Annotated in this window: 22 protein-coding genes and 1 pseudogene; 5 read left to right on the top strand and 18 right to left on the bottom strand. The window is 47.0% G+C overall.

Translation table 11 applies throughout. The features are described 5' to 3' along the window. Window positions 1-50: 50 nt before the first annotated feature. From AC6ESP_RS15370 to AC6ESP_RS15360, 3 genes are all read right to left on the bottom strand, one after another. Window positions 51-830: a hypothetical protein gene (locus AC6ESP_RS15370; RefSeq protein ID WP_497097602.1), complete on the bottom strand. Its 780-nt coding sequence runs from the start codon at window positions 828-830 to the stop codon at window positions 51-53. Between the two features lie 22 nt (window positions 831-852). After that, window positions 853-1812 carry an ABC transporter substrate-binding protein gene (locus AC6ESP_RS15365; protein ID WP_497097601.1) on the bottom strand — a complete coding sequence of 320 codons (960 nt, stop codon included), beginning with the start codon at window positions 1810-1812 and terminating at the stop codon, window positions 853-855. Between the two features lie 104 nt (window positions 1813-1916). Further along, window positions 1917-3557 carry an AraC family transcriptional regulator gene (locus AC6ESP_RS15360; RefSeq protein WP_497097600.1) on the bottom strand — a complete coding sequence of 547 codons (1641 nt, stop codon included), beginning with the start codon at window positions 3555-3557 and terminating at the stop codon, window positions 1917-1919. A gap of 196 nt (window positions 3558-3753) precedes the next feature. Here AC6ESP_RS15360 and AC6ESP_RS15355 point away from each other — a divergent pair, with 196 nt between their 5' ends. Beyond that, entirely contained in the window at window positions 3754-5718 is a 1965-nt protein-coding gene (locus tag AC6ESP_RS15355; protein WP_497097599.1) for an AraC family transcriptional regulator, read from the top strand. A 122-nt stretch (window positions 5719-5840) separates the two neighbouring features. On the opposite strand, the gene AC6ESP_RS15350 is transcribed toward AC6ESP_RS15355, so the two are convergent. After that, the gene (locus tag AC6ESP_RS15350; RefSeq protein ID WP_497097686.1) at window positions 5841-6332 is read right to left on the bottom strand and encodes an SDR family NAD(P)-dependent oxidoreductase; all 492 of its coding nucleotides are present in this window, start codon (window positions 6330-6332) and stop codon (window positions 5841-5843) included. A 286-nt stretch (window positions 6333-6618) separates the two neighbouring features. Here AC6ESP_RS15350 and AC6ESP_RS15345 point away from each other — a divergent pair, with 286 nt between their 5' ends. Beyond that, entirely contained in the window at window positions 6619-7224 is a 606-nt protein-coding gene (locus tag AC6ESP_RS15345) for a TetR/AcrR family transcriptional regulator (protein WP_497097598.1), read from the top strand. A gap of 62 nt (window positions 7225-7286) precedes the next feature. On the opposite strand, the gene AC6ESP_RS15340 is transcribed toward AC6ESP_RS15345, so the two are convergent. The 9 genes and pseudogenes from AC6ESP_RS15340 to AC6ESP_RS15300 all read right to left on the bottom strand — a co-directional run bounded on the left by AC6ESP_RS15340 (window position 7287) and on the right by AC6ESP_RS15300 (window position 16517). Further along, window positions 7287-7688, bottom strand: a complete 402-nt coding sequence (locus AC6ESP_RS15340; protein ID WP_497097597.1) for a PucR family transcriptional regulator — start codon at window positions 7686-7688, stop codon at window positions 7287-7289. Window positions 7689-7727: 39 nt separating this feature from the next. Next, window positions 7728-9191 carry an allantoinase AllB gene (gene allB / locus AC6ESP_RS15335; RefSeq protein WP_497097596.1) on the bottom strand — a complete coding sequence of 488 codons (1464 nt, stop codon included), beginning with the start codon at window positions 9189-9191 and terminating at the stop codon, window positions 7728-7730. A gap of 30 nt (window positions 9192-9221) precedes the next feature. Further along, on the bottom strand, window positions 9222-10259 hold the full coding sequence (locus AC6ESP_RS15330) for a DUF6282 family protein (protein WP_497097595.1): 1038 nt from the start codon (window positions 10257-10259) through the stop codon (window positions 9222-9224). A 75-nt stretch (window positions 10260-10334) separates the two neighbouring features. Beyond that, a complete protein-coding gene (locus tag AC6ESP_RS15325) occupies window positions 10335-11192 on the bottom strand; it encodes a carbohydrate ABC transporter permease (RefSeq protein ID WP_497097594.1) in 858 nt (285 codons plus the stop codon). Beyond that, on the bottom strand, window positions 11192-12091 hold the full coding sequence (locus AC6ESP_RS15320) for a carbohydrate ABC transporter permease (RefSeq protein WP_497097593.1): 900 nt from the start codon (window positions 12089-12091) through the stop codon (window positions 11192-11194). Before AC6ESP_RS15320 ends, AC6ESP_RS15325 begins: the two co-directional genes overlap by 1 nt. An 84-nt stretch (window positions 12092-12175) precedes the next feature. Then, entirely contained in the window at window positions 12176-13522 is a 1347-nt protein-coding gene (locus tag AC6ESP_RS15315; protein ID WP_497097592.1) for an extracellular solute-binding protein, read from the bottom strand. Between the two features lie 81 nt (window positions 13523-13603). After that, window positions 13604-14266 (bottom strand): GntR family transcriptional regulator, encoded by a 663-nt coding sequence (locus tag AC6ESP_RS15310; RefSeq protein ID WP_497097591.1) that lies wholly within the window; start codon window positions 14264-14266, stop codon window positions 13604-13606. 389 nt (window positions 14267-14655) lie between these two features. Next, window positions 14656-15746, bottom strand: a pseudogene (locus AC6ESP_RS15305) (GerAB/ArcD/ProY family transporter). Window positions 15747-15779: 33 nt separating this feature from the next. After that, window positions 15780-16517, bottom strand: a complete 738-nt coding sequence (locus AC6ESP_RS15300; RefSeq protein ID WP_497097590.1) for a spore germination protein — start codon at window positions 16515-16517, stop codon at window positions 15780-15782. 210 nt (window positions 16518-16727) lie between these two features. On the opposite strand from AC6ESP_RS15300, the gene AC6ESP_RS15295 reads away from it, so the two are divergent. After that, window positions 16728-17387 (top strand): DUF2306 domain-containing protein, encoded by a 660-nt coding sequence (locus tag AC6ESP_RS15295; RefSeq protein WP_497097589.1) that lies wholly within the window; start codon window positions 16728-16730, stop codon window positions 17385-17387. 96 nt (window positions 17388-17483) lie between these two features. Here the strand turns inward: AC6ESP_RS15295 and AC6ESP_RS15290 are convergent, their stop codons facing one another. Continuing rightward, the gene (locus tag AC6ESP_RS15290) at window positions 17484-17918 is read right to left on the bottom strand and encodes a hypothetical protein (RefSeq protein WP_497097588.1); all 435 of its coding nucleotides are present in this window, start codon (window positions 17916-17918) and stop codon (window positions 17484-17486) included. A gap of 338 nt (window positions 17919-18256) precedes the next feature. Here AC6ESP_RS15290 and AC6ESP_RS15285 point away from each other — a divergent pair, with 338 nt between their 5' ends. After that, a complete protein-coding gene (locus AC6ESP_RS15285) occupies window positions 18257-18472 on the top strand; it encodes a hypothetical protein (protein ID WP_497097587.1) in 216 nt (71 codons plus the stop codon). 380 nt (window positions 18473-18852) lie between these two features. On the opposite strand, the gene AC6ESP_RS15280 is transcribed toward AC6ESP_RS15285, so the two are convergent. The 4 genes from AC6ESP_RS15280 to AC6ESP_RS15265 all read right to left on the bottom strand — a co-directional run bounded on the left by AC6ESP_RS15280 (window position 18853) and on the right by AC6ESP_RS15265 (window position 23623). Then, window positions 18853-20409, bottom strand: a complete 1557-nt coding sequence (locus AC6ESP_RS15280) for an alpha-L-rhamnosidase-related protein (RefSeq protein ID WP_497097586.1) — start codon at window positions 20407-20409, stop codon at window positions 18853-18855. 40 nt (window positions 20410-20449) lie between these two features. Beyond that, entirely contained in the window at window positions 20450-21286 is an 837-nt protein-coding gene (locus AC6ESP_RS15275; protein WP_497097585.1) for a carbohydrate ABC transporter permease, read from the bottom strand. Continuing rightward, on the bottom strand, window positions 21283-22149 hold the full coding sequence (locus AC6ESP_RS15270; protein ID WP_497097584.1) for a carbohydrate ABC transporter permease: 867 nt from the start codon (window positions 22147-22149) through the stop codon (window positions 21283-21285). The genes AC6ESP_RS15275 and AC6ESP_RS15270 overlap by 4 nt, the downstream gene beginning before the upstream one ends. 106 nt (window positions 22150-22255) lie before the next feature. Further along, window positions 22256-23623 carry an ABC transporter substrate-binding protein gene (locus AC6ESP_RS15265; protein WP_497097583.1) on the bottom strand — a complete coding sequence of 456 codons (1368 nt, stop codon included), beginning with the start codon at window positions 23621-23623 and terminating at the stop codon, window positions 22256-22258. 169 nt (window positions 23624-23792) lie between these two features. On the opposite strand from AC6ESP_RS15265, the gene AC6ESP_RS15260 reads away from it, so the two are divergent. Then, window positions 23793-25592 carry a cache domain-containing sensor histidine kinase gene (locus tag AC6ESP_RS15260; RefSeq protein ID WP_497097582.1) on the top strand — a complete coding sequence of 600 codons (1800 nt, stop codon included), beginning with the start codon at window positions 23793-23795 and terminating at the stop codon, window positions 25590-25592. The last annotated feature ends 3 nt before the right edge of the window (window positions 25593-25595 follow it).

Below are 25595 nucleotides of genomic sequence, written 5' to 3'. Positions count from 1 at the left end.
AGCTCTAGGGCACAGCCAATGTCCGCAATATAGGTGCTCATTTGTTGGAATTATCTCACTCTTAGCAATGCTCGATTCGTCTCTTTCAGTCGTGGGCAAGTATAACAGTAGCCGAACTCCGTATTCAGACGGTAGGCTAAGCAGCACGCCGCTTTGACAAGCACCTGCTGATCAGGATCGCTCTGGCTTTCAATGAATCGAAGTGGAACGATCAGCGGATTGCTGCGAAGTCTGAAGGCGCTGCTATCAACACTAAGAGAGAGTGCCCTGAATTGATTACCAATACTCTCCTTACTGTCCTTATCCCTTGCTCCCAGCATCTCTTCTTGCACGTAATCATGCAGCGCATTAACGATTTGTCCCCATAAATCAATCGCCCTTATGCCAGTCAGTCGGGTCAGCAGCTCGACCACAGGCGTTACTTGTACCCGATAGAAGATAGAGAGCTCATTCTTGCACCACACATCGCGATCAAGTTTTTTACTTGGCAAAGAAATATAGCTTATCTTATTCATTTTGAATGAAAATAATGGGTATTGGTTCACTCTGTATAACTGAACGGATAGATTGGACAGCGATAAATCCAGCATGACTTCAGCATCCTCATACACCAGCATACTGTGCATAGCAACGCATACTCCCGCATACCAGCTGCATAGAAAAGCTGCCGTCGTCGAGCGTTCATCTGTCTTTATTAGTGAACTGTATACATCTAATAGGTTCAGCAGCTTGTCGGCATGGAGCAGATCGACTCCAGGCATTATAAGCACGGGAGCTTCTGGTTCATGCACAGTGAGAAAAAACTTCTCTTCCAGATGTGTCAGGTCCACTGTGCCCAGCTCCTATCCTCTATTACCTATTCTCAAAAGCTTCTACAACCTGATCAATAGCGAAGCTATCTGCTAATGGAGACATGCCCAAGCTGAACCATTCCTTGCCGCCCATCATGTATACTTGCTTGTTCTTCACTGCAGTCATGTTCTTCCATAGAGAGCTTTCCATTAAAGCCTTATACCTATTCTGTACCTCTTCACTACCCTCGTCATCAAGCTGCAGAATAATATGATCCGGATTATACTCCGGCAATTTCTCCAATGAGATTGAGACGCTGTTCTCACTCACTGGAATTTCTGTGATCGAATTTAAGCCCAGCTCTTTATGAATGAAGCTACCACGGTCAATATTCTCCCCATAAATAACAAGCTCCTTCGCCATAATCATCATATACATGACCTTCTCTTCACCGACAAGGATATCAAGCTTGACCTTCGCTGCAGCCACTTTGTCCTTCAAATCCTGAATCACCTTCTCAGCTATTTCTTTTTTATCAAGAACCTCGCTAATATCAATCAGTTCATCTCGCCAATCATCTCGCTGCGGCAATAGTACGGTCGGTGCGATTTTGGTGAGCTGATCATAGTCCTTCTCAGACCACCATTCAGGTGCAATAATCAAGTCTGGATCAGCAGCTAGAATCGCTTCGAAATTAGGCGTCTCTGCAATACCCATCTTCACTGAATCCTTGAAGGGCTCCTGCAAATATGACGGGAACTCCTCATGATAGTTCTGTACAGCTATCGGTATTACTCCAAGCGCATATAAAAATTCAGGATATACAACGGACAAACCGATGATTCTCTCAGGTTTAACCGGTATGCTGATGTCTCCTTTCGAGGTCTTTACAAAACGCTCCTGATCGGAAGCCTCTGTATTCGTCTGGTCTGGCTCATTATTCATAGCTCCACAAGCCGACAGCATGATTACTGCTAATAGGGCAACTAGTCCCATTTTCCAATACCCGTACCGCTTCATTCTCTGATATCCCCCTGCTTATAATTAAAATTGATAATCATTATCGTCTAACAGGAGTATAAATGATTTTGTGTTTACGGAATATTGACGATACCGACATTATTCTATGTACGATTCTGCCATAGCTTTAATACTTCACCCAGCAATAGCTCATGGGTAAATGCCGTATATTCTACCCAAGGGTATGGAGGAAGGAAGTCCACACGTCCATTCTGGACTGCCTTCAGATCACCCCATAGTTCGGAGTGTATGAGTGCCTGCCATGCTGATTGCGAGACAGAGTCTTCATCCACAATAACGAGCAGTCGATCCGCATCGAAATCTGCCAGCTGTGAATGTGTCACCTCCTCGTCCTGTTTCAAGCGATCGAACCCGCTGGCAGAAGCTATGTACAGATCATCATAGAACACCGTTCCCAGACTCCTGTTCCCAAGTACATGGCAGCTCTCTCCGGTTATTCTCAGGATAAGCAGACAATCTTCCTTAACAACCTCTCTCACTTGTTCTCTTGCAAAACGCACTTTACGCTCATAATTATCCAGCCAGACTTCAGCTATGGCCTCCCTGCCAAGAAACTGTGCGATTGAGCGCAGATGTCCACGCCAATCTTGCTCTATCCAAGGCACAAAAAAAACGGGAGCGATCTCGCGAAGCAAAGCCTGTTCCTCAGCAGGCACCAATACGTCAATGCCAATAATATACTCGGGCTGAGCAAGCCTAAGCTCCTCTCTCTTAATCTCATCGACAGAGCTGAGCGGCAGCACAGATTCCGTCCGATACTTGCGTTGATAATAATCCGTCCATGGGTGATCGCCAGGTGCCGCACTAGGTCTAACATGAAGGGCAAGAAGCTGACCGATATTGAAGGAATGATAGGCGGCAATTTTCTGCCTGCTGTTCCTCATGAAAGCCGCTGGAGGAATGCCTGATATCTGTTTGAATTTCCGTCTGAAATAAATATCGTCATGATAGCCTACATGCCTTGCAATATCCTTTAGCCGATAATGCTCGCCCATCCTCATTAACTGCTGTGCTTGTCCAATCCGAAAGGCTGTCAAATAATCTATTGCACTACTGCCATATCTTTTTTTGAATAATCGCATGAAATGACGAGAGCTAATTCCTGCTACTCCCGCCAAATGCTCGATTGTGAGCTCTTCCCGATAATGCTGCTCGATATAGGCTTTGACCGATTCAAGCCCTTTCTCCACATCGTTGCCCTCCACATAGAGCGCATCCTGCAAGATGGTATACAGCAATTCTTGAAACAGAATTTGACCTCGGAAGCGTTCCAATGGGGATGTATCTTGCAGGCAGCCATGTATCATTTCACACCTCTCATTGACTGCAACCGGCGAAGCAGTAATGACCTCCCCTCTGACGGGGAACTGGCTGTCCCGCTTCACAATCTTTATAGGATGCACTGCCACACCGGAATCAAAGCAAACATCGAACCGTAAATGATATAATCCACGCTCATCATAGGAATGCACCTCAGCCTCTACAAGCTGACCAGGCTTACATATGTACACCTTGCCTTGTCTCAGCTCAATGAATTGCCCATCAATAGTCAGCCAGCCTTGGCCGCTCGCCGCTACAAGAAGCATATGGGATTCAAGAAATTGAAGCCTCAGCTGCCATTTTTTCAATTGACTTCTAAGCTGCTCCACCTCCCGAAGCCTGAACCACATGCCATCAAGTGAGCCATAGTCCTTATAGACCTTGTCCCTTTCTATATCGTTCATGCCTACACCTCCGTCTTCCGTGCCTGTTAAGAAACATTGTAAATGTCTATCCTGCTTATAGCAATTACGGCTTCCTGCCTCTGCTGCTTCACTAAATTAATATTGTAATTGATAATTATTATCAATTACAATAGATACATCGTAGAGCTGTTACGCAGCTCCGCCCTATCTGCAATATCAGGGCGATGAATCGGAGATGAGAACGCAATTGAATCTGGAAGAGCATATTACGTTATGGAATCATGCCGCAGTTAAGCTATTAGATATTCGTCATGTCATCATGAATCCTGGTGAGCTGCTTGAGGGTTATAGGCTCCCCGCCAGCAGCTTCATCTATAGTGTTCGAGGCTCAGCCATTCTGCAGCTAGATGGTGTCAGACATGAGGCAAGACAATTCCACATGCTGCACGGGGGCAAAGGAATGCCCCTTGATATAGAGGCTGTAGAGCCTTTCGACTATTATATTCTGTTCTATAGAACCGCTTATCCCTTCCCTCGAATTAACCATATAGCTTCGCTGCTCGATCGCCATCACCCATTCTCGCTCCAGTATGGCTTCCAGCCGGAGGAGCCTCTTCCATTGCTGCAATACCTGACTCAGATGGAACAACGTTGGGATCATGTCAAGAGTCTGGACCGGCTGCTTATTACAGGACTCTTCTACCAGTTCATTCATGAGCTGATGCAGCAGCTTATGAATCAGGAGATTGGCAAGCCGAAGCCTGATCTTGTTGCGCAAGCTATCCGCTATATCGATGCACACTATCAACAGAATATAACGCTGGAATCGATCGCGGAGACGCTGAATTACAGCCCCAGCCATCTATCCATGAAGTTTAAGGAGCAGACCGGCTGCGGCCCCATTCATTATCTGATTCAGGTACGGATGCATCATGCTGCGGAGCTTCTGCTCCGTACGGATAAGGATCTACAAGAAATTGCCCTCGCCGTGGGCTATTCAGACTCCTATTATTTCAGCCGTATTTTCAAAAAATACAAAGGTGTATCACCGGCAGGCTTCCGGAAGGGAGAGCATAAGCAGCGTACATCAGAAGATCATCCATTCAGAGTAACCAGATTGTCCATTGGATCACCCAGACTGAAACGGTATATTGATAACGGCGATGATAACCGTTATCAATATAAACGTGGAGGGTCTATACGAATGAAAAGAAATACGACAACAAGTCTGGCTATAAGCTTACTGCTAAGCCTAACACTTCTGCTGGGAGCCTGCTCTACAGGGGTAACAAGCAGCAATAACGGAGGCTCCGCAGCGGCTCCTGCCAACACGACTGAGCAGAGTACGAATCAGGCAAGCGAAGCAACGACAAGAATCGTGTCTACGATTAAAGGCGATATCGAGGTCCCCGCTAACCCACAGCGGATTGTTGTACTCTATTTGCTTGGAGACATTATTGCCATGGGGATCAAGCCTGTAGGTGTCTCTGATGTGTCTGAGGGTGCTGCATTCGAACAGGAGCTAACGGGCATCCAGACGCTGGGTACTTGGTTCGAGCCCGATCCCGAGGAAGTGCTGGCACTTAATCCAGATCTCATCATCGTTCCTTCTGAGGAAACGTATGAGAAGCTGAAGGATATTGCACCAACCGTCATCGTTCCCTTTGCAACGATGACAACGGAGGAAAGACTTGCGATGCTAGGCGAAACATTCGGCAAGGAACAGGAAATGCAGACGCTGCTGGACAACTTCACCACCAAGGTTGAAGAGAGCAAACAGACTCTGGAAGCAGCTGGCCTGATGGACAAGACGGTAACGATCATCGAAGGCGGACGAAAAGAAATGGCTGTTATCGCCAGCAAGCAATTCGGACGTGGCTCACAGATTATTTATGAATATCTTGGCTTGAAAGCTCCTGCGATCATTCAGGAGAAGATTGATGTAGCAACAGAAGCTACCGGTGATTCGGTCTCCATGGAGGTGCTTCCTGACTATATCGGAGACTTTGTTATCCGCTCCTCCTATGAAGGAATGGATGATTTATCAGACAACCCCATCTGGAACAACATTCCGGCTATTAAGGAAGGCCGACTAATCGAGCTGAGCTTCGGCTTATCTTACTACAGTGATATCTACTCTCTTGATAAGCAGCTGGACTTCATCATGGAGCAGCTGCTGGACAAAGCACCTAAGAAATAAACAATTGCCTTAAAGGATAAATGGTCGATCAAAAAGGGCGTCCCTCCTACAGTGCATCATCATGCCACTGCAGTTGGAACGCCCTTTTACTCATTGCTAGCGAAAGTCGCTTATCCTAGATATTATTGTCCAATCATACCGCCATCAACAGTATACAAGGAACCCGTTACGAATGATGCTTCATCAGATTGAAGGAAGTTCATCACAGCAGCGACCTCGTGTGGCTCACCATAGCGGCCCATTGGAGTTGCAGCTTCGTTAGCGGCTTTGAAAGCTTCTGCGCTGCCGAAGTTATTCTCGATCTTACGCATCATTTGGGTGTTAATCGTTCCTGGCAATACCGCATTGACACGGATGCCATGTGGCGCAAGCTCGTTAGCCGTTACGCGAGTCAGACCAATTACAGCATGCTTGGACATAATATAAGGAGACATACCAGGAGCACCCATCAAGCCCGCCAGAGACGAAGTATTGAGAATAGCGCCGGAATTTTGTCGTTTCATCACAGGAATGACATAATGCAGACCTAAGAATACACCACGTACGTTCACATTATAGACAAGGTCAAGAGCTTGGTGACAGCTGTTTTCACTTGTGTTGCACTCATTATATATTCGCTTCCTTTATGTTGAATTGGCTATATCAAGTATAGTCGGCGAGAAGATTATCCTCTCTCTAAGTAATAGGCTACACCCATTACTCAGCCTCTTCAATAATCAATAAATCAGCTAATGTCAGCTAACCGACACCCTTGTGGGCAAGTGTCACTCTTTCCCATTCATGTTGAACATTTGTGTCTATTTTGTTACCTTTAGAAGAGCTCAGCTAAGACAATACGGTCAGCTAATATATCCACACATTCATCATACTAACAACATTCTTATTTGGAGGCAGATTCTATTGGTACTGGAAGAAACACTAGACAGAAGAACGAGAAGAACCCGCCAAGCTTTGAAATCAGCATTCGTTGAACTGGTACTCGAGAAGGGTTATGATTCGGTTACGATTATGGATGTGGCAAGCCGAGCAGACTATAACCGAGGAACCTTTTATAAACACTTCTTCAGTAAAGAAAATCTGCTGCAGGACATTCACGATGAATTCCTAAGCGGCTTTGCCGAGACATTGCTTAATCCATATAGTGGGATGGATCGTATTGAAGCTACGAAGATCTACCCGTCTACCCTCCAGCTGTTCGAATATGTGGAGAACCACAAAGACGAGTTCAAGGCATTATCCTCTGTAGGAAGAGGCAGAATGACGGTTGAGCTGTTCGATCGGCTGCGGGAATCGATGCGGGAGGATATGCACATTGAGATGGAAGCGAGCGATCCGCCTATTGATTATGAAATCATGCTAAGCTACCAGATGTCAGCAACCGTAGGCGTCATCATGCATTGGTCAGAGACCAACTTCAAATATTCAGCCAGCTATATGGCGGAGCAGCTCATTACGCTGATCAATAGCAAAATGGACTATATCGTATTCAAACATAACACGAATTAAGGAAAAGGCCCGACCATCATGGTCGAGCCCTTTCCTTAGTATTGCTGCTCCAACTTGTCAGCTTACATACGTGCATCCGGCATATCTCGGAATAAGAATGCTAACTTTAATCGAAGCAGGTTATCCTCTTGCTTAAGCGGCATACCAAGCAGCTTCTCCAGCTTATCAATCCGATAGGATGCCGTATTGCGATGTATGAATAGCTGTCTAGCCATTTCGTTCATATTCCCATCACAAGCGACGATGGTTTCGAGTGTCAGCAGAAGCTCTGCTCGATGCCTTCTCTCATTCCGTTCCTTCAGGTTCCGCCTTGTTTCCGAAACCTTCGAGCTGTCAGGCAATAATTTACTGAGATAAGTCTCAACATATTCCTCTCTGCATGCAAGAGGCAGCTTCCCGAATAATTCCATCCACTCTTTATCCAAATCATTTCTTTCCGCTTCCCTGTTCACAATAGCTTTCACTGCATCAACCTCCAAGAGCGTTCCGAGTGTTGATCTTGCTTACGTCATATACCAAGGTCCACATAACTCTCTCGACAAACCTAAGGAGCATTCAAGCCCCGCACGTTCTAGCTGGATACCGCTGCGTTCGTCATAAACAACCTCTCCCCTAAGCAGCGTCATGCTAACCTTGCATCCAAACTCACGATTTAAGTACGGCGTATGCTTATGCCTATGCAGAATCTTATCGGCGGTCAGCCGATAAGCACCACCTAGATCAAGCAGCGCAAGATCTGCATCTGCCCCCAGCCGAATAGCTCCCTTGCTCTGCTCAAGACCGAAACGCTTGGCAGGCGCACCAGACAGTAGACGGCTAATCTGTGGCAGTGACATTCCCCGCTTCAGATGTCCTTCGTCCACAAGTAATTCAAGTGAGCTCTGCGCACCTGATATCCCACCCCATGCTGTGAACATATCCGGTACCTCCTTAAGCTCAATTGGGCAAGGAGAATGATCAGAGGCCACTAGATCAATCAACCCCTGCTCCAAGCAATGCCAGAGCTTCGCTTGTTCCTGCGCGCTTCGCAGTGGCGGTGCACACTTGGCCACAGCACCCATTGCTGCAAAATCCTCGTCGGTCAGCGTCAAATAATGCGGACATGTCTCGAGCGTCACATCCTGGCCTAATCGTCTCGCTTGCCAAACAGCCTTCACTGCCGCCTCGCTGCTAATATGGGCAAAATGCAGCTTACAGCCTGTGCGCGATGCATAATCCAGCGCCTTCTGCACCGCCTCTAACTCTGCTGCTATTGGGCGGGAGCTAGAATAATCACCAGCTGAGCTTCGCCCTTCTGCTCGTGCCTGCATCATATACCGATTCACTATTTGTTCGTCCTCGGCATGGAGAACAAGCACCTTGTCAAGCTCAGCAATTCGTTTCATCCCTTCGAGCAGCGTACGATCATCACTGCGCCGGAAGGCATCCTTATGCTCATCTCCAGGCGAAGACATGAACGCTTTGAAGCCGACAACACCCGCCTTTGCAAGTAAAGGCAGCTCTTGTATGAACCCTGGCATTAATCCACCCCAGAAGCCATAGTCAACTAGAGAAACACCTGCAGCAGCCTTTCGTTTCTGCTCCAGCGCTGCTACTGTAACGGTTGGCGGAAGCCCATTCAGAGGCATATCAATAAAAGTCGTGCAGCCTCCTGCCGCCAAAGCATCCGTACCCGTGGCGTAGCCTTCCCAATGCCCTAATCCCGGTTCATTGAAATGAACATGCGCATCAATCATTCCTGGCATTATAGTCAGGCCCGCCGCATCAATGACAGAGTATCCGTTGCGCTCAATGGACTCCGCTACTTCCACAATTCGTCCGCTTCGAATGCCGAGCTCCAGCCGTTCTACACGATCCTCGAGAACAACCTGACCATTAATAATGACGAGATCGTACAACATCGCATTCGATCTGTTTTCCAGCATCGTAATCGCTCCACTCCCATTAGCCATTCCCGGCTGTCTCATCCCAAGTGGGTCCGTTGCATTCGTCTTTTTTTAAATACCGATTAGCTTGGCTGGATTCGTGGCAATCATATGATAAATGTCATCTGGGGAGAACTGATAATCCAGCATGGACGCGACCATCGTGCGCATGCCTTGGACAGGAGTTGGAGCAGCGCGAATTCCATAGTCTGTACCAAGGACGAATCGGTCAATGCCCACTTCCTTAATCGTCTTCATCCAAGCAACCGCATTAGAGTAGCGTCCGAGCTCTGCTCCCATATCCATATATTCTTTCTCCACATAATAATGGGTGCGGGGCACATCAGGGTATAGCCAATCCACCAGACACGCTTCCAAAAAGGCTCCTCTTGCCGCTGCTGCTTTCTGCTGCTCAATAGTCATTTTACCCCTGACAGGATGGGCAATCAGCACTTTACGAATGCCATACTCCTCAGCAAGATCGAGCAAGCGCAGCGCTTCCTCTACAGATACATGCCCCGTGTTCAAATAGACCTCCGGATGCTCCGCAATCATCGTTAGAATCTCATCCAGCTCCTCGGATACAGGTCCTTCAACCGGAATAGAGGTAGCTACCGTTAATTCCTTCTCTGCGAACTTAGGAAATGCATCCTTGAATGGAACGAGTTTGCCATCGATAAGCGTCGATTCACGCTCAGCCGAGTAACGGGTGCAGTGAGAGCCGAAGCTAATGAACCGGCAGCCTTCCTCCATATGAAGAGCCGTCTTAACCGCACGAGGGTTCATGCCATTGTGACAAGAGTTCATCAGGTAACCGCCATACGTATGAATACCAGGCACATGACGGTTGACGATCCAAGCCATGCCGGAGGCCCATCCGAACACATCATAATACACAATGCTCTTCATGCCTGCAGAAGCCGCTTCCTGTGCTACTTGAATGGGATCGAAGTGTCCAGGGTTAGAGTTCAATACAGGACCTGCATGCACATGACTGTCAATGGCTCCAATGAGCAGCTCATCCGGCAGCTCCATTGATCTTCTGTAAAAGGATTCATTCCACTTGGACCGGTCAGGCGTACGAATAGTCGATTGTTCAATGTTATGCATTGTATAATTCCTCCCATAAGTGATTGGACTTTTCTAACTTCGCTAACTGTATTAGCTGTATTAACTGTATTTCCATTATCCTTTAACCGCTCCTGCCATTACTCCAGCTATAATGCGAGAGCTGAAGGCAAAATAAATGACGGTCACTGGAAGCATCGACAGTACCATCCCAGCCATTAGCTGAGGGTAGTTGGTACTGTGCTGTGATTTGAAAAACGACATGCCAAGCGGCACCGTTCTCATCGCCTCATCCTTCAGCAGCACAAGTGCGAACGAAAATTCATTCCAGCATGCAAAAAACTGCAATATCGCTACGGTTGTCAATACCGGGACAGCCATTGGCATAATGATCTTGAACATCGTGCCGCTAAAGCTCAGTCCATCGATAGCAGCGGCCTCCTCAATCTCCTTCGGAATGCCCATGACATAGCTCGTAACAAGCAGAATCGGCAGTGACAAATTAAAGGCCACATATGGAATAATAAGAGTGAACCATTGATCAGCAAGCCCTGTCTGCTTGAACAGCAGATACATAGGCACGAGTAGGGCATGAATCGGCACCAGCATCCCAAACAAATAATAGAACACCATTAGTTTTTTGCCTTTGAACCGAAGTCTAGCTACGATATAGCCGGTTACAAAAGCAATCAACACAATTAGAATAACCGAGAGCAATGTCACTCTAGCACTGTTCCAGGAGAGCTGCAGCATATTGGTCAGCTTAATGGCTTCCACGTAGTTACCGAAATGCAGCGTCTCCGGAAGCTTCAGAATGCTGTTTGAGAACTCCGACTGTGTTTTCAAAGAAGAGTAGCCTATCCATATAAGCGGGAAAATACAGCTAATCGTAAATAGCATCATAACTAGATTAAGCAGTGTCTTTTGTACAGCGCGGGAAAACTTCGTATAGCTCCGTTGCAGCTCCAGCTCCACTATTCCTCACCTCCGTTCTCAGCGCGTTTCCTTTGCAGTGCGATGGTGCTAAGTAGAATAATAAGCATCGTAAGGGCCATTATCGTTATCGCAAGTGCTGAGCCATAGCCGTATCGAAACCTTAGAAAGGAGGTTTCATAGGCGTACAGAGCCATAACCGACGAAGCATTGCCTGGCCCCCCGCCAGTCATCGCATAGATATGCTCGAACCCTCTCATATTATTCGCTATACATAGTAGGGAAGCGACGATCAGGGTCGGCTTGGCAAGTGGGATGATGATATACCAAGCCTTACGAAAGCCTGTAGCCCCATCCAGCTCTGCCACTTCCAGCACTTCTTTGTTGATGGATGACAGTCCTGCCAGCATTAGCAGTGTGAAAAACCCGATATTTTGCCAAGACAGCGGTATCGATACTAGGAGGACAATTGGGCCAGTCAGATCGAGCCAGGATTGCGCCAAGTGCTCTAGCCCGAACACCTTCAATACCTCGTTCAGCATCCCATAGTTGTAGTTGTAGATTAGTGTCCAGAGGAAGGCAATAATAATTGGAGCGAGTGTGGACGGGAAGAAGCTCATCGTACGGTGCAGTCCCTTCAGCTTGACCAGCTTCGACATCAGGAACATAGCGAATATAAAGGCAAGCCCAACTTGTCCAATCAATCCATACACAGTCATCAGGATGTTATTCAGGAATGAATGCCAGAATACCTCGTCACGCATAATCTCTAAGTAGTTATCGAGCCCCGTGAAGCTCATCTTCGGGCCGCCCGTCCATGAATAGAAGCCGTATCGGAATGCGGACAGTATTGGAATGAGTACAACAAAAGAGTAGACAGCCAGCCCTGGTAGTAGATATATCAGAAGCAGCCAGCTAGGAGGACGCAATGCTTTGCCCATACTATCACCTCATCGTTATGGTTAATCCATCGAGCGAACGGCGAGCCGCTTACTGTAACCCGCCCTTCGCTTACGGATTCACTGTTATGGCTTGGACAGAAACGTCTCGTACGCTTTTTGCGTCTCTTTAGCCAGCTGCTCTGATGTCTTAGAACCAGACATTACGCTCTGAATTTCCGTATTGATCACTTCGACAATAGAAGCATCGAACCATAGATCGAATATTTTCGTTGCATCAGCAGCTGCACTAGCGTCATACGCCCCGAGAGCTACTGGGTGAAGCTTAGTCGTATCGAAATCTCCCGGATCGTACGCAGGGAAACCGCCAACCTCAGCCATAAGCTTCGCGCTCTCCGCACCCGTCATGTAATCTAGCAAGGTTGCAATAGCATCCAGCTTATCGCCAGGCTCTACCTTCGCATTCACGCTGTAATAAACACCGGCCCCCCCAGAAGAACTGGACGGATTGCCTTTGCCCCCTTCAACAGGTGGGAATACAGCAACCTTCGTCGCATTCGTTACAGCCTCTGGAGCGTTGTTGACGATATTCATCGCTGACCATATACCGCTGACGAATGCAGCCGATCTCCCTTCAAAGAAGTAGGTAACCATCGTATCCCCATCAACAGAATTCATATCTTTATTCAAAAAACCGGCTTGGGACAGGTTACTCATAATAGAGATCGCTTCGATGAATCCAGGGTCAGTGAACGCTGCTCCTGTTCCTGCTAATATGGACTCTGTCCATTCTGGACCGGTCACTCGGTCTGTCAATGCGCTGATCCAGCTCGATAGGGCATAGCCTTTGGACATGTCGCCATAGGAGAATAGATTAATTCCCTTATCAGCAAGCTTCTGGCCTGCGTCCATCACTTCATCCCATGTTGCAGGAAAATGCTCATAGCCAATGTCCGCAAACATGTCAGCGTTATAGTAGATAAGGTGAGTCGGTCCGGCTGCAATCGGAATACCGTATACTTGGCCTTCACGCGTTCCCGCATCCAGCGTTCCCGGCCTGTAGCCGTCGCGCCACTCCGGTCGTTTATCCAGCTCTTCGTTCAACGGAAGTACAATTTCATTGGTGACAAAGTTCGTCATCCATGATCCTGGGACAATAAACACATCCGGCATGTCATCCGCGGCAGCCAGTGCTTGCGCTTTTATAGCATAGTCGTCGTTTTGCATCTGCTCCTCAATAATCTCAATATCAGGATAATCCTGCTTAAATCGCTTTACCCCATCAAGCACAGCTGTATCCTCCGGACTTTTGCCGATATTGGACTCTTGGTAACGATGCATGAGAGTAATCGTAATTCCATCTTCAGCAGTCGGCTCTCCAGCAGTTTCCTCCGAAGGCTTGGCATTGGAGCATGCCCCTAAAGTTAACATAGTAACTAATACCACACTAAGCACAGATGGCCAATTCCTCATACTCTCCACTCCCTAATTGTTTTTTCTCACAGCTATCTCTATTTGGCATCCAAGATTGGATACAATGTAGGACAAAAAAAATTAGCATTGAAAGATTTCCGACAAGTTCATCACATTGCTCGTCGATACCGTGAAATTCAAAGAATGTTCGATCTGCATGAGGTGATCATTCATAATATGAGCCGCTTGATCTCCGTCCTTGCGAACGATGGCTCCGATGAGCTCTACATGGTCATTGCAGAAATTTCGGTTCGTTCCATAGAGAGCAATAATGACCGCCGTCAATGAGATTAACTCCTCAAGAAAATGATAGTAATAAGTATTGTCTGCGAGCTCAGCCAGCTTCAAATGGAAATCAACAGTCACATCCAACGCGCCTACGACATCACCAGCATGACTGATCAGGTGCTCTTTCTCCAGAAGCGCCTCCAACTGAGCGATGTTCTCTGGCACGACGATTCCGCATAGCTTACGTACCATTGATGACTCTATAATACGCCGCATTTCAAATACAGCTCTTGCCTCTTCTACACTGGGGCAGGAAACGAATGCTCCCCGGTAAGGAATAACCGTTACAAGCTTTTCCATCGCCAGGCGACGCAGTACGTTACGTATAGGCGTCCTGCTGACTTGAAATGCTTCGGCGAGTGCATCCTCCACTAATTGCATGTTCGGCAGCAGCCTATGCGTCGTAATCGCCAGCTTAATGCTCCTGTAGATCTCCATCTCCTTCTTATTCGACATTGTTCTCCCACCTTTTGTCTGAATCACTCATCATCATATCGGCCGATAGAGATGTTAGCTATATTCACATTCTAGTTGTGTGGCTTCTACCCCGTCAATGAAAGTACCGTATTTTCGGCAATGTGCATAATGATCATCTACTACTCTATAGCCAAAGTGTTGAATTTCGATCTATCTTACAATAGCATTTAACATCGAACTGACATGCTTGACTGTGAATTTCTATTCACGAGAAGCGCTTCTCTTCCTAAGTCTGCTCAAGTCATGAGAGCAACCGACATTAGCACGAATTCATTTTTGCATATAATCACTCTAACCGTTCAAATAAAAATGGGCTGTCTCTCATGGTCGCCACAGACTAGAGAGACAGCCCTTATTAGGGTCATTAATTAGGTCGATCTTTTCCTTATCAACAATACCCCTAGAAATAGGATAGGCAGCACGACACAAAAGGTCATATCGAACCACTGGTAAACATGGATTAGAATTTCATTATAAACAGTAATATTAGGCGAAGCGACAATCGTGAAGACGATTAGCATCATAGCAAGTGGGATCGTCAGCATGTGACTTTTCTTGAGCTTGAAGAGCTGAGCAATACCGCTGGTCAGCGCGAAATATAAGAGCAGTATTTTGAAAAAAACCGTGATAATCCACAGAAATGCAATTATGGCCTCCAACCGCTCCAGAAAGTTGCCAATCATAATTTTCTGGCCCAGCACGAAGGTCGGATAATACTTGGTTGCCATCAGATTAGGCCCAAGCACCAGCACACACAGAAGCATGATCATGAACAAGATCACTCCTCCAACTGCAAACCCCTTCATAATCGGTTTCGTTAAGCCTCCAGTAACGTAAGGTGTAAGCATAAATAGACATACCATTTCTGCAAAACCAAAGGAAAACGCAGGAAATGCTCCGCTTATAATCGGACCAAAGCCTTTGGCCGCTATCGGCTGTAGATTGGAGACCTCTACCTGAGGAAATAAGAAAACGACCAAAAAGGCAAGCAGTGCCATAAATATCGGAAAAAGCAGCTCACCCATACGAGCGAATGCTTCGAGACCATATCGGTATGCAATAATAATGACCCCCATAAAGACTAGAAGTATAGCGTTGGGTTGCGTCTCCGGCATCAATTGTGTCGTCATGAACTGGCCAATCTCACTCAAGAGCGTAAGAATGCAGCTGAAAAAGTTAATTAAAAAAGCAAGCCAACGAAACTCCCAATGATGATCCCAAGCTTTTGCTGAGATGCTTCAATCAGACTTTTCCCTTGGAGCCTGTTGGCCAGCACTGCGAAGATTCCGCCAATAAGAAGCCCGAGCATTAAAGCAAACAGCGTGGACAGCCATGCATCCTGCTTGGCTGAGCCCGCTACGATGGTTGGTACGACAAGAATAGAATCACCAATGACCCCCAATGTAATCAAGATCGTGAATTGGCGAACTGTTATTTTACCACTGGCACATTTGTTCATAAGCCCTCTCCTTGCCCCCTTGCCCACAACTCGCTAAGCAGCCCCGCTGTACACCAGCTTGAGTATAGCGAAAGGATTAGGAAGCTTGACTTCTAATGTCAGAGCTCCATAAAGTGCCGTTCCAGCAAGCAGGAATAGCCTAATGTCAGTCTTAGTCATTCGACCGACCGAGTAGGTCTCCAGCCATAGCCGCGGATCTTTAATTTTACGCCTCACAAGCGACGTATTCGTTCGCAGCGTTTCAGTGAAGCTTTCCCGCGGCCCTCTAACCGAGGTCTGGTTCGTCGATTCGGTAACATCTCGCCCCTTCCACTGGCGAATGTCCGCGGAATAAGCAAAATCTATTCCATCCAGCAGAATAATAGCATGGCCCGCCAACAAACTTGAATACAATGATCCCATTTCTGACAAGGTATGCAGCGAGCCTATCCCCGCTAGCAGATCTCTTGACAGAGCCTTTTGAGCTGCTTCGCTCCCTTCCCCTCCCCAATCCACATCGGCAGAGCTCAGCGAACGATTCAGCACATCAAATATATAACTGTTAATAATAGCGGTATCCGACAAGCCATCTATATATACAACTGCTCCAGCTGCCGGCCTCGCAGATTCGAACCGGATTTCTCGGATGACTACATCATCACTTCCACCCATATCGTGCACGATACGCTCTATGTTGGAATCTAATATCTGATCTATAGGAATACCTGCATACTCTGACATTTGATTGTCTACAGCCTTATGACGATGATGATTCGATGATTGTCTCTTCATGGGCATATGCTACCTTCTCTGTGTTGGCCGTCTTCCACACAGTATGACCATTGAGAAATCAGACTAAACCCCACCGCAAGGAGTGCCCGGCTGCTTGTGCTCATATACAAGACTAGAGGCGGGGAAGCTGCCCCACCTTTGGACGGTTGAGGAGGGCATTGGTTAATGCTAATCTAAAATTAGTAAAAAATGACAGTTATGAGGTGGATAATGAACAGACGAGGAAGAGTGTTACGTGCGAGTACATTCGGCATTTTATTTATTTTAGCTTTAGGAATTGGAGCATACGCTTTACTTATGTATGGCTCCCCTGACGGCCTTCGTGAACAGCCGTTCACAACAGAGAAAGGTACACTACCTGAGCTGTGGTATCACATCCTATGGGCACACGCCATCTCGGCAGGCATAGCGCTTGCTATAGGTCCCCTTCAATTCATTAAGCGGCTTCGTAAGCGAGCCGTATATGTCCATCGCATCATTGGCGGCGTCTATTCCATCATGATTGTCATTGGCGGCTTCACTGGACTCTATCTAGCCTTCTACGCGAACGGAGGATGGATAGCGAAGCTCGGCTTCAGCCTGCTAGCCCTCCTGTGGCTGTATACACTCTACCGTGGATTAAAAAGCATTATTGTAGATCGCAACCCGATTGCGCATGGCCAATGGATGCTGCGCAATTACGCGTTATCCTGTGCGGCAATCGCCCTTCGACTCTATACAACGCTTGCAGCTATCTTCCTGGGACTAACCGACACGAATGATACTTTTGCCGTTATCGCTTGGATCTGCTGGGTACCGAACCTGATCCTAGCTGAGTGGCTCATTCGCCGAAGAATTGTGCGAACTGAAGAAAGCCGAATATCTATGTAGAATTCTATAGTGAAGACAACAACGACAAGCCAGTATAGGGTTCATTCCCTTTTATCGGCTTGTCGTTATTTGTTTGACGACACGGCTGCTTATGTCTCATTCGGGCAGAAGCTTGAGCGTAATGACATGTTCTTCTCTATTCGGCTGTGTGAATACAACTTGGAACGATAGAGAGTCCTCGACTGGCCCAGTCGTTTGCCAGCTTTCTTTGCCCACTGTACCCCCACCTCCTGTAATAGGCGGGTCAATACCGAACAGAGTCGTGTTGCCGCTATCTTCGAATGCATCATAATACACGATGGGCTTGGTTCGATCTCCCGAATCGAAGCCTACGCCATATATCCAAATACGCTTGCTGCCGAGGTTATAGGATCCATTGATTTCGACAAAATGCCCCTCGCCCTTCAATGCTTCAATCTCTTGAGTCAAATACTTCGGATACTTGTCTTCCCCATTCCTAATCAGGTGGTCCAGCCCCACAATAACAACAAGCAGGATAACGATAGATCTGACGATTCTCATATTGACCATTAGAGCCTCCTACACAGGAAATTAGATGATGATATCTAACGCGTTCTTAACTTGATGAAGTACGAATTAGGAGTAACGTACAACCCCCCCCATAAATAGCTGTACGATCGCAACAATGACTTTACGAAATGGCTGGGCTATAGTTAATAATATGAACTTCACTCAAGAAACCCTCATATCCCTCCATTTTGTGTTCAAGAACAGCTTACTCACTTACCCATTGTCCTGTGCCCAATCTTAACTACTCAAATTATGCGGCTCCAATGAACCTTATGCTTGCTGGAAGCTAGAAACACTGCTTAGCTATCAACAATATTTCATTAGAGGAGAAATGTATCATGTCTAGTCCGCACAGCTATCCATTAATTGATACCCATACCCACATTGGTTCAGCTCCGGTCGTCAAAAAAATGAAAGAAATGAATCTTTCCCTTCCTCCACAATTAGCTGGCTGGTCTCCAGCATTCCACCTCGAGCAGATGGAATTGGAAGGGATATCCATGGGAGTGTTATCTTCACCTGGATCGCCAATGTTTGTAGAGCCTCAAATGTAACAGCAATGGCTGTTCACAAAATCTTCGACCGATTCCCTGATATACAATTCATCATCCCACATACGGGAGGTATGGTTCCTTATATTATGTGGAGAATTGCAGTAACTGCATTAGCTGAGAACGTTAATGAATTCCTAAGAATCAAGCCGAGATATCGAAGCTCGAAAAGCTCTATTTTGACACAGCCGTCAACTTAGGCTCTATTCACAAAATCATTAAGCCTTCCCAAATCTTATTCGGCACAGATATCCCCTTCCCTTCGAATAACATTGTGAATCATATTCACGATTTCCAGCTGAATCACCAAAAAACCTCGCCCAAATAGGACGAGGTTATCGCTGCACCACCTTATATATCGATATTCATGGCGATATATAAGGCTATTCCACAAAATATTTGCGTATAAAATATGTTGGCGTGCAGCTCCATGCATGACAGTAGCTGTTGATTAGATTACTGCCGTATGGAGACAGCTTCTTATCAGCCGGATTGTACAGCTCCCAGAATGTATCTGCTCCATCCTTGATCATCTCGCCCCAATAAGCCCGCATCTGCGTAAGCGCCTGCTCCTTCTTCCCGCACAAGAGCAGCGCCTCGATGAAGTGGTGATACAGATATGGCGTTGACATCGAGATTGCCGGGGGCTGCTCGTATAGCCGGTCAAGCAAGGCTGCACTTTGCTCGGCATCCAGCACCTCGGCCAGCACCATCCAGATTTGCGAGGCCCAGGATACCTGGGCATTAGCGCCGCTTACGAAGTAGCCTTGCTCTGAATCCCACAAATGTGCAATGGCCGCCTCGCTAACCTGCTGGATCGCCGAAAAAATGACAGCATGTGCCTCCTTATCTTCCAGTGTCGAAGCAAGAGCCAAGCCTCTCCTGAGGCAATAGATCAACACCGCCTGAGCACCTGCCTGCTTATTCAGCTCATCATGCCAGTCGAGGAAGCAATACCACGTATCGTCATCCTTGACTATTCCCCTCTCGTCCAGCCTTCGCAAGCCAATGTGGAGCTGCTCCAGCGCAATCGGCCATAGCTGTTCCAGCGTATCGCGATCCTTGGTTGCTTCATAATAGTCATAGACGGTCGCAACGAAGAAGAGTGCGTAATCATATAAATAGATATCATCCACGAATGGAGCAGGCTTCTCGTATAAACAGCCGCCAACCTGACCCTCCTCTAGCAGCATCCCGCCGAAGAGATACAAGCATCTCTTCACGAGATCATTACTATTGAAGGTCTCGTAATTCGCTAACGCCTGAAGCCTAAGATCACCGATCCATAGTCTTCGATCCCGCTTCGGCCCGTCCTCGAACACCGTGTGCATACAATCCTGCAGCGTCTTAATTGCAATACGGTCCATCTCTCTTAGCTCTTCCGATAGGTGAGCCGGCAGCGGCTCTACCTTGGTGACATCACCGGAGGTTACCGTTGTGCAATACAGATCCGGGAAGGAAATGCTATAGCGCTGTGAAGTCGCTAATACGACTATTTTCAAATAACGGAAGGTGTAGCGTCGTGGCAAGGTAATGGTTCCCGGCAGCACGTCGATATTCACAATCTCATCCTGCAGCCATGAGCGGCTCAGCCAGCCCTCATAGTGGTCGAAGTCCTCCCCAATCTCGCAAGGCATCTCCCCGAAGATGAGCTTCAATCGAAGCGGCGCATCGGCATTACTATTCACATTCTTGATCGACATGGTGAGATAGCCTACATGATGATCACCGAAATCAAGTGTAATGCTGTCGCCTTTGCTTAACACTCGATTAGTGAACTCTTCTATAGTCCCGATGCGTTCCGTTCTCCAGCCCTGAAAAGCATCTGGATCTTCCTTCACGTCGATGATATGAGCAGGATACACTTGTGCCTCATATAAAGGTGGAATCAGCGTCTCCGCCAGCTCCACGAATGATTGATTCGTTCGTTTGGTTGTCATCGCATAGTCTCCTGTTTCAATGTAGTCATTGTACGCTTGATCAGCCTTTGACAGCACCTACTGTCATGCCCCCAACAAAGTATTTCTGCAAGAATAAGAAGGCGATAAGCAGCGGCAGCGCACATAAGAAGCAAGCTGCGAACAGGACATTCCACTGAGTTGGATTCTGCTGATCACCGAGGAAGCCCAGCATAGCAAGCGGCAATGGAGAATCAGCTGCTCTGGAAATAAAGATCATATTGAAGAAGTAATCATTCCATATCCATACGCCTTGTGTAATCACGACAGAGACGGTTACCGGAATGAGCAGTGGGAATACGACCAGCCAGAAGCGGCGGAACAGACCTGCTCCATCAATATGTGCTGCCTCCTCCACTTCTTCAGGCACTCCGCTTCTAATAAAGCCCGTGTACAGAAACGTAGAAAACGGTAGACTGCATGTAATGAACATGAGAATAGGCGTATACTGCGAAGTCGGGATATGCAGGGAATTAATCATTTGTACGATCGGAATAAGCACCATTTGAGAAGGTACAACTAACCCCGAGAGGAAGAACAGATACAAAAACTTGCTCCACTTCGTTCTAAGCCTTGCCATCGGATACGCTGCCATAGCAGCAAGCAGGACGACGAATATAACAGAAATGCCGGTAAGAATAATGCTGTTCATAAGGGCGTCCGTGAAGTGCATACGCTCGAAGGCGGTTCGATAGCTGGCCAAGGAAATTTCGCTGAATAGATTAAGCGGATTCGCATTGTTCTTCGGATCTCGCAGTGAAGTGGACAATGCAATAATGAGCGGAATCAAATTGACAGCCATAACGATAATAACACCAAGCTGGATCAGTGTCTTTTTGGTTAAAGAGCCGATGGTCATGCCGACACCTCCCGTTTGTTCATGCGGATAACGAAGGCTGCTGTGAGTACGATAATTAGAGCGAAGGAAATGACGCCAAGCGCTGATGCTTTACCGAATAGCTGCTCTGTGAACGCCATCTTGTAGATCGAATAGATTAACGTATTGGTAGAGGTACCTGGACCTCCATTGGTCATAATGAATGGGAAATCGAATGCTTTCAACCCATTAATGAGGCTAAGTGTTACGTTAATCGTAATGGCAGTTGCGAGCAGCGGCAGCTTGACATGCTGCAGGAGTCTCCATGGGCCGCAGCCATCCATCTTCCCCGCCTCGAGCAGATCATTCGGTACCGTCTGCAGACCCGCAAGAAATATAATCATCGTGGTTCCTATGTTTTTCCATATCTCTACAAAAATAATGGCATACAAAGCAGTGGAATAGCTGCCTAAGAAATTGATGTTGTCATCGTTGATTCCCAATTTATCAAGGAAGGTTGAGATCATGCCGTAATCCGGCATATAGACGTAGCTCCAGATGAATCCGACAACGATGGCACTGAATAAGGTCGGAATATAAGCCAAGGAGCGGTAAATCCCTTTCCCTCTAATTTTCATGTTCAGGAGCAGGGCAAGCGCGAGACCAATGATGTTGCCCAGCACGACCGTAACTAACGTATAGATCAATGTATTTTTGACGGAAATCCCTAATGTATCACCGTTCCAGAGAGCTTTGTAATTGTCCAATCCGATATAGTTATAGGCTTGAGAGAAGCCGTTGTAATCCGTAATGCTATATTGAAACAAGCGTAGAATCGGAAAAATCCAAAAAATCAAATAAAAAATGAGCGCTGGTATTGCAAAATAGTACATTGATTTTTTCATAACGGTCGAATTCATGTTGCTCCATCCTCTCCAGCTAACCTCGTACCGGTAGGGAAGACGGTTGTCTCCCCCCCGCTACTGCTCTACTTATCTCATGCTTCTTTCTTTATTTACTTGCCCACAGCTCTTTGAACTTCTCATCCATCGCTTTGGCAACATCCTCTGGTGTTGTTTTCTGACCGCCAATAATCTCAGCGAACTTGGATTGCATGACATCCGAAACACCAGCAGGCCACATCTGATTGCTGAAGTATACCGAGTTGCCGTTCGTCTGATAATTCTCGTTCACGGCTTTGAAGAGATCATTGGTCAGAGGCACATCCTTGTACACGCTGATTGAGCTGTTGGAAGCAACGAATGCCTGGAACAGATCGGATTCGCCATCGAACAGGTAGTTCAGAATCTGCTTAGCCGCATCCAGATTTTTCGACTTCGCATTCAGGGCATAGCCTGCAGCCGTTGCCGCAGATACAAAGGTTGGCTTGCCTGCCTCATTGCCTGGAAGTGAAGCGAAGCCGCGAGTAAATTCAGCCGCACCTTGGGAGGTCATGGAAGCATAGTCCCATGTGCCAGTGAAGGTCATAGCTGCTTTGCCGTCAATAAACAATTGGGAAGCCTGCGCGCTGCCTACACCAAGCGAATTTTTAACAACATAGCCTTTGTCATACAGCTCTTTGTACATGGAGATGGTCTGTACCCACTTCGGATCATTCAGCGATTTCTCACCATTCTGAACCTTCACGTCAAAGTCCATTTCATCCGGATAAACAACGTTGGCTGCAATGGGGTACATACCGAATTGGATCACCCACGGATCTTTGTCGCCGAGCACGATTGGTGTGATGCCTGCATCCTTCAGCTTCTGGCACAGCTCAAGGAAGGAAGCCCAGTCCTGCGGGAATTCAGTTACGCCTACTTGCTCCAGCATCTCTTTGTTGTAATACACGCCCAGGTAATCAAGACCCTCTGCTACCCCGTAAGGCTTACCCTCGTAAGACATATCTTCCTTCGCTCCGGTGCCGATATTGTCCCAGAATGCTAGATCAGACAAATCTGCTGCAAAGCCTGCTTTGGCGAAGTCGATCACGCCGCCTGCTGCATTTTTCGGGAAGATCCAGAAAATATCCGGTCCTTGCCCAGCTGCGAGCTTCGTGCGAACCGATGTATTGTATTGATCATCAGGAAGCTTCTGTACTTCCAGCGTAATGTTCGGGAACTTCTCCTTCACCAGACGCGGCAGTGTCTCCAGCTCGAAATCCTCGCCCTCGGAAGCTTTGTTGCCGGACATCATCATCGTCAGTGTAATAGGCTCTAATTCATCTGTTCCGGTATTGGTGCTGCCCTCCGCATTAGTGCCTGCATTGGCTGCTGGTGTAGTCGTCGCATTAGAAGCACCGTTATTGGAGCCGCAAGCACTAAGCAGAACCATACACAGCACTACCATTGCAAGCCCCATTGTTTTTACAGATTTCATGTGCATTTCCCCCGTTTTCATCGTTTTGTGAGCAGGATTGCTCGCTCCTGCGATTTCAAGAAACGCTATTGCCTTGAGCACACTTTTATAATAATGTGAGAAACAGTATAATTGCTTTGGCTCATTTGGTGCACTATTTTTAGGTTAGACAAACTAGGAGGATACGTGTATGCTCTTTTTTAATATCAAAACTAAATTGTTTCTAGTGCTTGTCCTTGTCTCCATTGTGCCTATTATTGTCGTAACCGTAAGCTCCTATCGCAGCTACACGAAGCTCGTCAATGAGCAGACCTCCCTTGTCGCCTTAACCACCATTAACAACTCAGTCAAAAGCATCGAGGAAATATTGCAGAATATCGATCGCATCTCCATTACTGTGCTTCAGCAATCTTCGACCGCAACCGCTTACAATACCGTTAGTGATGAGCTGAGAAAGCTTAGAAATACCGAAGATCAATATGAAATTTTTATAACGCGCGCCAAATTGAAGCTAATCTTCGAGAATATTTTACTGGGTTATAATTACATTAATGGCATTTATCTATTCACTCCGGATGGCAAATATATTAGCTATGGCAATGGAACAGACCTGCAAGTCGATTATATCCCGTTTGCAGACGAGTGGTATACACAGACGGTTGCCAGCAAGGGTGAGCTGTACATTGGAGAGGTAGACACCAAGCCATATATTATCAATGCCAAACCATCAATCGGGTTCTCAAGGTCGCTGTACGATCCCAATACCAATGAATTTCTCGGCGTATTCATGCTTGATTGCAGCATGGATATCTTCGCAGGCTTGAACCGCGATCCCGCGCCGAGCATATCGAACATTTATTTGGCTAACGAGGCTGGGAAAATTATGTACGCAAGCACGAACCAGCATATCGGTGAAGCTCTGCCGGAGGAGCTGCTGCGCAAGTCGCATGATATGGTCGGCTCGATGCAGCAGTTCACCGATGCTGCCAGCTTAACGATCATTCAAGCTGTCCCCAGCAATAATTGGAAGGTCATTGCCAATATATCCGTTGCCAAAATCTATGAGCAATACGGTATTTCACAGAAGCTAATCATTTATGTGTCAGCCAGCTGTGCCATCATTTTTCTATTCCTATCACTCTTCTTATCCAATCTCATCACGAAGCCGATCATCCAGCTAACGAAGATGATGCGCAAGAGCAAGTCACAGCGCTTCGTCACCATTGAGACGGATAAGAAAAGAGTCGATGAAATCGGCATTCTCTACCATGAATTCAGCAAAATGATGCGAGATATCGATACCCATATTCGCGAGAGCTACCAGAACCGCATTCTTACGATGGACGCCCAGATGAAAGCACTTGAGGCGCAGATTAACTCGCACTTTCTGTACAACACACTAGAATCGATTAATAGTATCGCTGAGATCGAGGAGGTTGAGAGTATTGTTGTCATGACGAAGGCTCTGGGTGATATGTTCAGGTATAGCATTAAGACTGACAGCGAGCTTGTTATGGCTGCGGAGGAAATTCAGCATGTCGATAATTACATGGCTATCCAGCAAATCCGATATGGCGACAAAATCACCTTCAAGAAAGAGATCGAGCAGCCAGTCCTGCATACCAGAATGCTCAAGCTCCTTCTTCAGCCGCTTGTCGAGAACGCCATTTATCATGGCCTTGAGAACAAACGCAGCAAAGGGACTATTACGCTCAAAGGCTACCAGCGAGGGGAGATGGTCTTCTTCGAAATTAGTGACGACGGGATCGGCATGTCTCAGGACCAAGTAGCCGAGCTGAAGCAGCTGCTGTCCCTTCCACCCGAATTCTCGTCGATTGGTCAACGCTCAAGGCAAAGCATTGGCATCAAGAATGTTCATTCCAGGCTTGCACTTTACTACGGGCTGAACGACGGAGTCACCTTCGAGAGCGAGCACCATATAGGCACAACCATCATAGTTGCAGTCCCATCCAATTGGGAGAAGAGGTGACAA

Source organism: Paenibacillus xinjiangensis, assembly GCF_059686975.1.
The sequence above is the reverse complement of the archived record's forward strand: the minus strand, read 5'-3'. Positions and strand labels throughout refer to the sequence as shown.